We start from the raw sequence: 13,530 nt of genomic DNA, 5'->3' as shown, positions 1-13,530 counted from the left end.
GCGTTTATAGAATGGTTCAGCTCCACTGTAATTTTATAAATTCTATAAACTTAAAAAAACTTTAATTGGGGCGATTGCACCTGATTCATCCCGTCCATATATGCCTAAAAACGTTTTATCCTCTTTATATAATCGGAAAGGTTGGTTGTCTGTCACTGGTGGTGTAATCATACTCAGCGACAGGCGTTGGCCTTGCAGAGCCGCAGCTGCCTTAGCTTCAGCCACTGTATGCTCAGGCATATAGTCAATCGCTTTATCGGTGGCGATAAGCCGCTCACCCAGGCTACCCTCGGCTACATAGCGCTCAATTTCTTCAAATGTTAAACAATGTTCCGCAGAAATTCCCGCAGACATCGTTCGCTCCAGCTTAACCATTGTTGAAGGATATCCCAATTCACGGCCAATATCAACACATAGTGTACGGATATAAGTACCTTTGGAGCACAAAGCACGAAAAGAAATATCCACATGCGGCCCCATCTTCGCAAATCCTGTCATTTCCAGCTCATAAATGCTCACTTCGCGGCTTTTACGCTCCACAGTTTTGCCTTCTCGAGCTAGCTCGTATAGACGTTTTCCATCTACTTTGAGAGCAGAGTACATGGGTGGGACTTGGGAGATCGTACCAACGAAACGTTCCAGAACCGCTTTGGCTTCCATTTCGGTAACCTCAACCGGACGTTCGCTCTCTTCTGTAATTGTCCCAGTCAGGTCTTCGGTATCAGTGGCAATGCCTAAGCGCAGTGTAGCCCGGTATTCCTTGGGCCGCTCTTGCATATACTCCACCACTCGGGTGGCGCGTCCCAGACACAAGGGCAGAACACCAGTTACCTGCGGATCTAGCGTCCCAGTATGTCCGATTCGCTTCATCCCCAATAAACGGCGAGCCTTGGCCACGACATCGTGAGAGGTAAATCCAGCAGGTTTATAGACAGGTAGAACACCTTCCCAAGTTGCCTGTCCCTTCTTTATTGGGTTCATAGCTCAGACTTCACCCGCCCTACAACGGTCTCAATGATATCTTCCAGCTTACCCTCTAGCCGACAGCCAGCCGCACGTACATGACCACCGCCTCCGAACGATTGAGCGAGCGCAGCTACATCAACGTTCCCTGCCGATCTCAAACTTGCCTTGGTCGCTTGATCATTAATAACTTTAAAGAAAATGCCTACTTCAACCCCACGAATATTTCTTGGATAATTCACGATACCTTCCAAGTCCTCATTTACAGCACCGCATTCCGTCATATCATCAGGTGTTACAACGACCCAAGCAACTTTACCATCCTCTGACATCGTGAGCGTTTGCAATGCTTTGGTCAGCACTTTCATTTGGGGAAATGTCATTTCCTCGAGCAATTTCTCGGACAAAAATGGGCCATCAACACCATAAGCAAGTAGTTGCGATACCGTAGACATCACTTTCGGTGAAGTGTTGGAGTAGCGGAAGCCTCCCGTATCCGTTAACAACCCTGTATATACAGCTGTTGCTACTTCTACATCCCAAGTTACTGCAAACTTTTCCAATAAATCAAAAAGAATTTCCGCTGTTGCCGCAGCATCTGACTTAATCACATTAATTGCACCATAAGCGTCGTTCGTTGGATGATGATCAATATTCAGAATAATGGCATCTTCCGTAAAAAACTGCTCTGTCAAACCAACACGACGGTAATCCGCACAATCTACACAAATGATTCGGTTGTATTTCCGTTCTGGCGGTTGTTGACTCATATCCATAATCTCATCGGCATGCCATAAAAAATCCATGCGTTTAGGAATAGGTCCCTCATTCAGCATGGTAAATTTCTTCCCCAGACATGAGAGAAGCCAGCCCACCGTTACGGTGGAGCTGACTGCGTCTCCGTCCGGCTGTACATGCGATACGATCAGGTAATCATCATGCTCCAGAATAAATTCCTTCGCTTGTTGAAGCGCCTGTTCATAGGTATGCATTGCCGTCTCCTTTACATTCAGTTCATGGTTCTTCAGACTAACAAAAATCCCTATTTCTCATCCTTGTCGATATCACTCAACAGCTTTTCAATTCGGCTGCCATAAGCAATAGATTCGTCAATTTTGAAAATCAGCTCAGGAATATGGCGAAGCCGTATCCGTTTGCCAAGTTCAGAACGAAGATAACCGTTCGCTTTGTCCAGCGCCTTTAGAGAAGAAGTTTTTTGTTCTTCATCTCCAAGTACGCTCAAGTATACTTTCGCTTGGGACAAATCGTTTGTGACATCGACACCAGTCACCGTAATAAAACCGATACGTGGGTCTTTTAATTCGGTCTGTATGAGTAGGCTTAGTTCTTTCTTAATCTGTTCGCCAACTCGACCTGTACGTATTTTAGCCATGGGTGCTCACCTCTCTGCCGTTAGCGCTCCACTGTTTCCATGACGAACGCTTCAATAATGTCGGATTCCTTAACATCATTATAACCATCAAGGGTGATACCACATTCGTAACCTTGGGCAACTTCTTTTGCGTCGTCCTTAAAGCGTTTCAGTGAGTCGATTTTACCTTCAAAAATAACGATACCGTCACGGATCAGACGTGCTTCTGCTGAACGAGTAATTTTACCAGACGTTACCATACAACCAGCAATCGTACCGACTTTAGTAACTTTAAACACGTTACGAACTTCAGCGTGACCAATCACATTTTCTTTATATTCAGGGTCCAGCATGCCTTTCATAGCCTGCTCGATTTCTTCAATGACATTGTAAATGACGCGATGTAGACGAATGTCCACTTTTTCAGCTTCTGCTGTAGACTTCGCCTGATTATCAGGACGAACGTTAAAGCCAATAACAATTGCATTGGATGCCGCAGCCAAAATAATATCGGATTCGGTGATTGCACCTGCACCACTGTGAAGGATTTTGACGCGTACACCTTCAACTTCAATCTTGTTCAAGGAGCCTTTCAGCGCTTCGACAGAACCTTGTACGTCACCCTTAATAATGACATTCAGATCCTTCATCTCGCCATCCTTGATGTGTTGGAACAGGTCATCCAGCGTTACGCGGGTATTACTGCCCAGATCGGATTGACGTTGTGTAATCGCACGTTTATCAGCGATAGCACGAGCTTTACGCTCATCCTCGAACACCATGAACGGATCGCCTGCAAGTGGAACTTCTGTCAAACCAGTAATTTCAACTGGTGTGGAAGGACCTGCTTCCTTAAGACGACGGCCTTTATCGTTGACCATGGCACGTACACGTCCGAAGCAGTTACCTGCTACGAATGCGTCGCCGACTTTCAGTGTCCCGTTTTGAACGAGAATACGGGCTACAGAACCGCGACCTTTATCCAGCTCAGCCTCAATAATAGTACCACGTGCCCGTTTATCAGGGTTCGCTTTGTACTCATTCACTTCAGCTACGAGCAGGATCATTTCGAGCAAGTCTTCCAGACCCATTCTTTGTTTAGCGGAAACGTTGACGAAAATTGTATCGCCGCCCCACTCTTCGGGCACCAATTCATATTCTGTAAGTTCCTGCTTTACTTTGTCCGGGTTGGCATCCGGTTTGTCGATCTTGTTTACAGCTACGATTATTGGTAGACCTGCTGCTTTTGCATGGCTAATGGCTTCAACCGTTTGTGGCATAACACCGTCATCAGCTGCAACCACAATAATCGTCATATCTGTTACTTGAGCACCACGTGCACGCATAGCGGTAAAGGCTTCGTGGCCCGGTGTATCTAAGAAAGTGATTTTTTTGCTGTTGATTTCAACTTGGTATGCACCAATGTGCTGTGTAATACCACCAGCTTCGCCACCTGTTACATTCGTGGAGCGAATGGCATCCAGCAAAGTTGTTTTACCATGATCGACGTGACCCATAATGGTTACAACCGGTGGACGTGTTCTCAAATCCGCTGGATCATCATTTTCTTCCACAGTTTCAAAACGATCTTCTTCCACTGGGATTTTCACTTCTACCTCGACGCCAAAGTCACCAGCAAGCAAGAGAATGGTATCCATATCCAGTTCTTGGTTGATGGTCGCCATTGTTCCGAGCATAATCAACTTCTTGATGACTTCTGACGCATCCTTATGAAGAAGCTTGGCTGTTTCACCTACAGTCATCTCACCACGCACAATAATTTTCTTAGGCGTGTTGTCGATTTTCTCGCGACGCTCCTGTTGTTGACCTTTACCACGGTTGTTGAATTTGCCGCCACGATTGTTTCCACCGCGGTTGTTGCCTCCACGGCCACCGTTACCACCCCGTCCTCCGCCTTGACGGTTATCGTCAAAACGTCCTTGACCGAAACGGTTACCGCTGTTGTTGGAGTTACCACCTGTACGGTTGCCACCACTGCGGTTGGAATTGTTGCTTCCTGCGGAAGAAGAAGTTCTTACTGCCGCACCACCCTGGCTGCTTCCCTGAGGACGCGAACCTGTGTTATTGCTACCGGTACGCTGTTGTCCTCCCTGCTGTTGACCATTACTGCGGTTCTGAGTGCCTTGCTGGCCGCTTGGTCTACTAGAACCTTGTTGACTGCGGTTTTGACCGCCCTGCTGACTGCTTTGCGCTTTTGGAGCGCTACTTCGGTTACTGTTTTGGTTGTTGTTTGTCCTATTCATACTTACCTGCTTTTCCTGTTGATTTTTGGTTTGCTCCGTTGAATGATTACTATTCTGGCTTGAACCGGTCTGATTCGAGCTTACTTGCGCCGTGCCTGCTTCGCCTTGCTTGACCGCAGCATTGGATTTAATATTCTTAAAAAAGTTTTCCACTTTACCTACGGCATCATGTTCCATGACGCTCATATGGTTGTTTACGGGAATATCCAGCCGTTTAAGAATGGTGATAATTTCTTTGCTGCTCATGTTCAACGATTTGGCGTATTCGTATACCCGCACTTTGTCTTTGCTTTCTTGTTTACTCAATATACTCCACCTCCGACATTATCCCCGCATGTTTCATGATCAATTTCGCGAATCCTTGATCCGTCACAGCCAGCACGACCCGTTCAGGTTTGCCGATGCTGCTTCCCAAGCTTTCCCGGTCAAATCCTATCAATAAGGGGATTTTGTACGTCCCGCATTTGTCGCGGAATTTCTTTTGAGTATTCATTGAAGCATCTTTCGCAAGAATGACCAGCTTGGCTTCTGAAGACCTGATCGCTTTATAAACGATCTCATCACCTGTTAGCAGCTTGCCAGCTCTCATGGCAAGCCCCAATCCAGACAGCGCCTTATTCATCCTGCACGCTGCCTTGTGCCGCCAGGAATTCTTCCTCGACGGCAGCAAAATCACGACTTAGCTGCTCATAAATATCAGGATGGACCGAGTGCTTCAATGCTCGATCCAGTGCCTTGCTCTTTTGAGCCAGCTTGAAGCAGGCGGCTTTGCCGCACAAGTAAGCGCCGCGTCCCGACTTTTTGCCAGTCAAGTCAATCAACACTTCGTCTTCAGGGGTTTTGACGACACGGATTAACTGTTTCTTTGGCATCATTTCATGACAGGCGACACATTTGCGCAAAGGTATCTTTCTCTGTTTCATGCATTAACCCCCCTACACTCCGCTTAATCTACAGAAACGGAATCCTGATGCATTTCATCGGTGGATGTTCTCGGTCTGCCGAGCTCTTCCTCCGCCTGTGTTTCACTCTTAATATCAATTTTCCAGCCAGTAAGCTTAGCAGCAAGGCGAGCATTTTGCCCTTTGATACCAATAGCTAGAGAAAGTTGATAATCAGGTACTATAACGCGAGCCATTTTCTCTTCTTCAAATACCTGTACTTCAAGCACCTTGGACGGACTCAAAGCATTAGCCACGTATTCATCAACATTATCAGAATAGCGTACAATGTCGATTTTTTCGCCACGCAGCTCGTTTACAATGGTCTGCACCCGCGTTCCTCTTGGTCCCACACAAGAACCTACCGGATCAACCTCGGCGTTACGAGAATGAACTGCGATCTTAGAACGGAAGCCTGCTTCACGCGCTACGGAACGAATCTCTACAACACCGTCAAAAATTTCAGGTACTTCGAGTTCGAACAAACGCTTAAGCAGACCCGGATGTGATCGGGACAGCATAATTTGCGGTCCTTTGGTTGTGTTCTCCACCTTGGTAATATAAGCCTTAATCCGATCCAAATGGTTAAATTTCTCATTAGGCATCAGTTCGCTCAACGGAAGAACTGCTTCCACCTTGCCAAGATCAATATAAATATTACGTGGGTCTTGGCGCTGTACAGTTCCTGTTACAATATCCTCTTCCTTGTCCACAAACTTGTTGTAGATCAATCCCCGTTCCGCTTCGCGAATGCGCTGAGTCACAACCTGCTTCGCTGTTTGTGCAGCAATCCGTCCAAAATCACGTGGTGTGACTTCAATTTCAGCGATATCCTCCAACTGAAAATGTGGGTTGATCTCACGGGCTGCTGGCAACGAAATCTCGGTGCGAGGGTCCAATACCTCCTCAACAATCAGCTTGCGGGCATATACCTTAATGACTCCCGAGTTGCGGTTCATATCAACACGCACGTTTTGTGCGGTATTGAAATTCCGTTTGTAGCTGGAAATCAGGGCTGCTTCAATGGCCTCAAACAGCACGTCCTTACTGATCCCCTTTTCTCTTTCCAACTCGTTCATTGCTTCAATAAAATCCATACTCATGGATTACTGCTCCCCCTTTCAAATGATGGCACCTGCGTACTGGTCGGCACACGAGGCAAAAAACATGTAGTACATGTCAAACAGCAACAATCAAATCTGAATTAAAATATGATCGCGAGCCTTGCACCAGCTACCTTGTCATAAGGTATGGTATGCTTCTTTTGTCCGCTTTGGACGGTAAGTTCCCCATCTTCAAAAGAAAGCAAACGGCCTTCGAATTCCTTCAGACCGTTAATCGGCTCGTATGTAGTAACGAATACGTTTTTGCCTACCGCTTTAGTGACATCCTCCGCTTTTTTCAGCGGTCTTTCGGCGCCTGGTGAAGACACTTCCAGAAAATATGCTGTAGAAACAGGGTCATTTTCATCCAGCTTTTGACCCAAATATTCACTGATCATACTACAGTCGTCCAGATCAATTCCTCCGTCTTTATCTACAAAAACGCGAAGAAACCAATTGCTACCCTCTTTGACATACTCGACATCGACCAGTTCAAAACCATGCTCATCGAGGTAAGGTTGGGCCATTTCTTCTACTACTGATTTGATCTTTGGTGTGCTCAAAGATTATAACCTCCAAAAGTGAACTTTCCTGTGGTGAAAAAGAGATACCCTCTTACTGTGGGCAATGCTTCTCCATCACCGGCATTTTCATTTTCATTTGATGTAATGTTCATTTTGGGCTCACTGCAAATAAACCGGCGTACCGGTTGCCTGCCCAAAAATAACCTTTTTTCACGTTGTACCTGTATATCAAACAGTAAAGAGTGGGTTTCCCCACTCTTTTAGCAACGGTTTTATCTCCATGATTACCAAAAAAATTATAACATAACCGTAGTTATGTGACAAGTGCCAGAGCTTGACTACTGTGGTTCAGATTAAAACAGAGACAGCTGATTACTCTCTGGCAGACCTCGAAAGCAACCCATTTGGGACAGCATTTCGACAATGGTTTTACTAGCCTTCGATTTCTGTTGAAAATCCTCAACGGACAAAAATTCACCCTGTTCACGGGCCGCTGCGATGTTACGTGCTGCATTATCTCCAATACCCTGAAGAGCTCCGAACGGAGGAATGAGCGAGTCCCCGTCCACTTTGAAACGAGTAGCTTCGGAACGGTACAAATCAATAGATTTAAAACTAAACCCGCGAGCCGTCATTTCCAAAGCCATCTCCAGAATTGGAAGCATCCCTTTTTCTTTAGGTGGAGCCTGAAAACCAAGCTGCTCAATTTCGACAATCTTCCGTGCAATCGCATCATACCCTTGACAGCACAGGTCAATATCAAAATCGGCTGCACGTACTGAGAAGTAAGTTGCATAATACTCGATCGGATGATACAGCTTGAAATACGCTGTACGCACCGCTGAAATAACATAGGCTGCAGCATGCGCTTTCGGAAACATGTACTGGATTTTTAGACAGGAATCAATGTACCACTGCGGCACCTTGCATTTTTTCATTTCTTCAATCCATTCGGCACTAAGCCCTTTACCTTTACGTACGCTCTCCGTAATTTTAAAGGCCAGACCTGCATCCATCCCCGCCTTGTAAATCAAAAACAGCATAATATCATCCCGACAACCAATTACGGTCTTGATGTTACATGTATTATTTTTAATCAACTCTTGTGCGTTCCCCAGCCATACACCCGTACCGTGAGACAAACCGGATATTTGCAGTAAATCGGCAAAAGAACTCGGCTGCGACTCTACCAGCATCTGGCGTACAAATTTTGTTCCCATCTCTGGTACACCATAGGTGGCAACAGGCGTGCGGATTTGCTGCGGTGTTACACCGAGTGCCTCCGTGGAGTTGAACATGCTCATCACCTTGGGATCATTCATTGGAATGGTCGTAGGGTCAACCCCGGTCAAATCCTGAAGCATTCTCATCATGGTCGGATCATCATGGCCCAGAATATCGAGCTTGAGTAAGTTCGCATCAAAAGCGTGATAATCAAAATGCGTCGTTTTCCATTCCGAGCTCGTATCATCAGCCGGATACTGTACTGGTGTAATGTCCTCGACCTCAATATAATCAGGAACAACAACGATCCCGCCCGGATGCTGTCCGGTACTACGTTTTACACCCGTACAACCAGAAGCCAGCCTGTTCAGCTCGGCTCCGCGCCATTTTTTATGATGTGCCTCTTCATATTTTTTGGCAAATCCAAACGCCGTTTTCTCAGCTACTGTACCAATAGTTCCTGCACGGAAAACGCTTTTTTCACCAAACAATACTTTCGTATAATTATGGGCAACAGGTTGATATTCACCAGAGAAGTTCAAGTCAATATCGGGAACTTTATCTCCTTTAAAACCGAGGAACGTTTCAAAAGGTATATCCTGCCCCTCACCCTTGAGCTTGCCACCGCAATTTGGACAGTTTTTATCTGGCAAGTCAAAACCGCTTGGAACACTTCCATCCAAAAACCATTCGCTGTGTTTACAGTCAGAATTACCGCAAATATAATGGGCGGGCAGCGGATTTACCTCAGAAATACCGAGAAAAGTAGCAACTACAGAAGAACCAACAGACCCCCGTGAACCTACCAAGTATCCATCCTGGTTAGACTTTTTAACCAGACGTTCAGAAATGAGATAGTTAGCGGAGAAACCGTATTTAATAATAGGTTCCAATTCTTTTTCAAGGCGAGCTACAACAACCTCAGGTAAGGATTCACCATAAATGGATCGAGCCGTCTCATAGCATGTATTGCGAATTTCCTCATCTGCTCCGTCCAGTAAGGGCGTAAAAAGCTTGTCAGGGAACAGTTCCAGTTCTTCAAAACGCTCTGCCAGCTCGCTAGTATTTGTCACAACAACTTCATACGCTTTTTCCTCGCCCAAAAACTCGAACTCTGCCAGCATTTCATCCGTTGTACGTAAATGAGCATCTGGCTTTCGGATATCCTTTAGCGGGCTAAATCCAGTAATGCCGTGAATGGTAATATCACGGTACAGCTTATCGCGAGTTTCCAAATAGTGAACATTGCCTGTAGCAATCACGGGCTTATCAAGACGTTTTCCTATTTCGCATACTTTACGTATGGCCGTTTTTAGTGCATCAGGCCCGCTTACCAGTTGCTTTTCCACCAGATGCATATACATCGTCAAAGGTTGAATCTCCAACACATCATAAAACTGTGCAATCTCCTCGGCTTCTTCCTCGGACTTGTTCAACACGGCCTCGAAGAATTCTCCTTTTTCGCAGCCAGAAATAATAAGCAATCCGTCTCTCATCTCAGACAATTTCGATTTAGGAATACAAGGCACACGCTTGAAATATTCGGTATGAGACATAGAAACCAGCTTGTACAGATTTTTTTTACCAACCGGATTGAGAGCATAAATGCAGCAGTGGAAAGGACGAACAGTCGATAGGTCCTTTCCCACATAATCATTCAAGCGGTCGAGCATTTTAAAACCCTTAATTTGCTCTGCATCGTTTAGTAGTCCGTTTAACACTTCTGCCAACGCAACTGTATCATCAATAGCCCGGTGATGGCTTTCCAACGCGACTTTATATTTAGTAGTCAGTGTGTTCAGACGGTGATTTTTCAACGTAGGAAACAGCAAACGAGCCAGTTCCAGCGTATCCAGCACCGGATTGGTCATTTCGGGCAAACCCATCTTTCGAAGAGTGGCCTGGATAAAGCCGACATCAAACCGCGCATTATGAGCAACCAATACAGCATCACCAGCAAAAGCTACGAACTCCTTCATAACAGGTTCGACATCCGGCGCATCCTTGACCATTTCATCGTTAATGTTGGTCAGTTGCTGAATGTTGTAGGGTATACGTTCATGCGGATTGACAAAGGTTGCATAACGATCAATTTCCTTGCCCTCATGCATTTTAACAGCAGCAATCTCAATGATTTTATTTTGTGTAACTGACAAACCCGTGGTTTCAATATCAAAAACGACATAAGTCGCTGTTTTCAAATTTAAAGGCTGTGCCTGCATTACAACTTCGACAGCATCATTAACTACATTGGCCTCAATGCCGTAGATCATTTTAATGCCGTTCTTCTTTGCAGCCTTAGCAGCATCAGGGTAGCATTGCACACCGCCATGATCTGTGACCGCAATCGCTTTGTGCCCCCATTTGGCGGCTGTTTTGACATATTGATCAATCGAGGCGACAGCATCCATGGCGCTCATCTTTGTGTGTAGATGAAACTCAACCCGTTTTTCCGCTGCATTATCCTTACGTCCAGGTGGGGCCTGTACTTCAACTAGATCGGAAGGAATCATAACCAACTCAGGAATTTGCATAAAACGGTCATATTCAACTCGTCCCCGCACTTTGACCCATTTACCGTTAGCCAACAGACTGAGAATTTTTAGATCTTCTTTAGTTTTAGCAAACATTTTCATTTGCAAAGAATCACTAAAGTCTGTCAAATAATACGTAAACAACGTACTGCCATTGCGCAATTCTTTACTGTCCAAACCGAAGATTGTTCCTTGTAGGGTGACTTTCTTCTCTTCGTCCTGAATCTCTTGCATCGGAATAGCCGGTTCTTTGATGTCATAACCAAATTGAAGCCGCACGTCCCCTTCTTCTTCTTCCAAAGGTGGCATTTCAGCTTCCATACTTTCCATCATCTGCTGAATAACTTCGCGTTCTTCCTGCATTTTCTTTTCCTGGAATTCCTGTAATGCCTCCTGGTTACTTTCACCCACCTGAACTTTAATACGCATAGAGAGCCCGAAATATTTATCGTAAAACTTAATAATAGCTTGATCTATCTGCTTTTTACGCGCTAGTTCCAATGACATACTATCGCTCATTGTTAGTAATAATAGACCGTCTTCCCACTCATGCACAGCCCGGTTCATCCAACCGTTAACAGATGGAATTTCACGGTGCACCCACTCTAAAAAAAGCTTCCAGTATTCACCGATAATATCACCAGGTTGAACCTGCTCACTGTACTGAAAGCGGAATGTGATTTTAGCGATATGACTCATTTTTTCCTGTACTTGAATACAGAACGTACGATACACCTGAGCGGGGACCAGTGTCTCCTTGGCAATAGTGATATTCCAATCCTTGTTGGTACGGCTAATCTCAACCTGATCGATCCAACCGTCCAAAAAATAAGGATCAACCACTCCTGCCGGCATTACAACCTGCTTCATTAGCAGTTCCAGCCGCTTTCTCTTTTCTTCAGCTCCGCCCATGGCTCTCCCCCCGATTTCCAATCTACCTTTCTGAAAACATGAAAAGCTTCTGCGTCTAAAAACATCTCCGACCGCAAAAGCTTTTCGTAGCCTTCTTCAACCCTCATCACAATAATATAGATAGTAGTCCGGAATATTAATCCGTAACAGCTATTCCTGTTGGCGAAGAGAATGAAGTGAGTATAGGGTATTGCTCTTCTTTATTAGTACGCCCGTGCGAACACTACTGTATGCTTGGCTGGTTTGCCACAGCACAAACATGTTGTCTTTTGCTCGGTTGTTTTAAACGGTATGTTACGGCTTGTAGCGCCTGTCACTTCTTTAACTTTGTCTTCACATTCTTCAGATCCGCACCAACCAGCCAAAGTAAAGCCACGTTTCTCTTCCATGAGAGTCTTCATCTCATCCAATGTATCGACGGAATAGAAGTTTTCTTCCATGAAGTTCTTTGCACGGTCAAACATCTCTTGTTGTACCTGTGCGAGCATCGCGTGTACTTCTTCAAGCAGATTGTCCTGTTGGACAATCTTTTTCTCGCCGCTGATACGGGATACGAGCACACAGACACCGTTTTCCATATCACGAGGGCCGATTTCCAGACGAACCGGTACACCGCGCATTTCATATTCATTAAACTTCCAGCCTGGACTTACATCACTGCGGTCGTCTATTTTAACACGGACACCCGCTTGTTTCAACTCGGCAAACAATTCATCTGCACGAGCGATAACTGCATCACGTTTCTTAGGTGGTCCAATAGGAACCATAATAACCTGCGTAGGTGCCACCTTAGGAGGCAGTGCAAGACCACGGTCATCTCCATGGACCATAATCAATGCACCGATCAAACGTGTACTTGTTCCCCATGAAGTCGTATGCGCGAATTCCAGGTTGTTTTCACGGCTCAAATATTTAATGTCAAACGCAACGGCAAAGTTAGTTCCCATGTAGTGGGACGTTCCAGCTTGTACCGCTCGTCCATCTTTCATCATCGCTTCCAGTGAAAATGTATCCTTCGCACCTGCAAACTTTTCAGAAGGTGTTTTCTGTCCAGTAATAACCGGAATAGCTAGAACTTCCTCAATGACCTCACGATAAACTTCCAGCATTTTCATCGTTTCTTCACGTGCTTCTTCTTCTGTTTCATGTGCTGTGTGACCTTCTTGCCACAAAAATTCACTTGTTCGCAAGAAAGGCAGCGTACGTTTTTCCCAACGCACCACATTAGCCCATTGGTTAATTAGCACAGGCAGGTCACGATAGGATTGAATCCATTTCGAGTACATATGACCGATCATCGTTTCTGAAGTTGGACGGATTGCAAGACGCTCTTCCAGCTTTTCCCCACCAGCCTCAGTCACCCATGGCAGTTCAGGATTAAATCCCTCCACATGCTCTTTTTCTTTTTGGAAAAAGCTTTCTGGGATAAACATTGGAAAATAAGCATTGCGATGTCCCGTTTCTCTGAAACGCACATCCATAGCTTCCTTAATGTGCTCCCAAATCTCAAAACCATCGGGACGGAATACAATGCACCCGCGAACTGGCGAGTAATCCATCAGTTCTGCTTTTTTAATAACATCAATATACCATCGGGAAAAATCTTCGCTCTGCGGCGTGATTTCCTCGACAAACTGTTTATCATTCGACATAGAAATGCATGTCCTCCCATACAAACCATTTTTATAATGAC

At 45.4% G+C, this 13,530-nt stretch carries 10 protein-coding genes; all 10 read right to left on the bottom strand.

What is annotated here, in order from left to right:
* Positions 1-42 precede the first annotated feature (42 nt).
* The 10 genes from truB to proS all read right to left on the bottom strand — a co-directional run bounded on the left by truB (position 43) and on the right by proS (position 13,489).
* Positions 43-981, bottom strand: coding sequence for a tRNA pseudouridine(55) synthase TruB (gene truB / locus ACH59B_RS10340; protein ID WP_404303663.1), 939 nt, complete (start codon positions 979-981; stop codon positions 43-45).
* A complete protein-coding gene (locus ACH59B_RS10335; RefSeq protein WP_016820982.1) occupies positions 978-1,955 on the bottom strand; it encodes a bifunctional oligoribonuclease/PAP phosphatase NrnA in 978 nt (325 codons plus the stop codon). Before ACH59B_RS10335 ends, truB begins: the two co-directional genes overlap by 4 nt.
* Positions 1,956-2,005: 50 nt before the next feature.
* The gene (gene rbfA, locus ACH59B_RS10330; RefSeq protein ID WP_013370723.1) at positions 2,006-2,356 is read right to left on the bottom strand and encodes a 30S ribosome-binding factor RbfA; all 351 of its coding nucleotides are present in this window, start codon (positions 2,354-2,356) and stop codon (positions 2,006-2,008) included.
* 20 nt (positions 2,357-2,376) lie between these two features.
* A complete protein-coding gene (gene infB, locus ACH59B_RS10325; protein ID WP_016820981.1) occupies positions 2,377-4,905 on the bottom strand; it encodes a translation initiation factor IF-2 in 2,529 nt (842 codons plus the stop codon).
* Positions 4,898-5,221, bottom strand: a complete 324-nt coding sequence (locus ACH59B_RS10320) for a ribosomal L7Ae/L30e/S12e/Gadd45 family protein (protein WP_007430068.1) — start codon at positions 5,219-5,221, stop codon at positions 4,898-4,900. Before ACH59B_RS10320 ends, infB begins: the two co-directional genes overlap by 8 nt.
* Entirely contained in the window at positions 5,214-5,522 is a 309-nt protein-coding gene (gene rnpM, locus ACH59B_RS10315; protein WP_007430067.1) for an RNase P modulator RnpM, read from the bottom strand. The genes ACH59B_RS10320 and rnpM overlap by 8 nt, the downstream gene beginning before the upstream one ends.
* A 23-nt stretch (positions 5,523-5,545) precedes the next feature.
* The gene (nusA, locus tag ACH59B_RS10310; protein WP_016820980.1) at positions 5,546-6,643 is read right to left on the bottom strand and encodes a transcription termination factor NusA; all 1,098 of its coding nucleotides are present in this window, start codon (positions 6,641-6,643) and stop codon (positions 5,546-5,548) included.
* A gap of 101 nt (positions 6,644-6,744) precedes the next feature.
* A complete protein-coding gene (gene rimP / locus ACH59B_RS10305; protein ID WP_013370719.1) occupies positions 6,745-7,206 on the bottom strand; it encodes a ribosome maturation factor RimP in 462 nt (153 codons plus the stop codon).
* Positions 7,207-7,520: 314 nt separating this feature from the next.
* Positions 7,521-11,837, bottom strand: coding sequence for a PolC-type DNA polymerase III (locus ACH59B_RS10300; RefSeq protein WP_025364654.1), 4,317 nt, complete (start codon positions 11,835-11,837; stop codon positions 7,521-7,523).
* A gap of 203 nt (positions 11,838-12,040) precedes the next feature.
* Positions 12,041-13,489 (bottom strand): proline--tRNA ligase, encoded by a 1,449-nt coding sequence (gene proS / locus ACH59B_RS10295; RefSeq protein ID WP_025364653.1) that lies wholly within the window; start codon positions 13,487-13,489, stop codon positions 12,041-12,043.
* Positions 13,490-13,530: the final 41 nt, after the last annotated feature.

The sequence above is a fragment of the Paenibacillus sp. DP01 genome (assembly GCF_044784315.1).
Lineage (GTDB): Bacteria > Bacillota > Bacilli > Paenibacillales > Paenibacillaceae > Paenibacillus > Paenibacillus polymyxa.
This window is presented reverse-complemented; position numbering and strand designations above follow the sequence as displayed.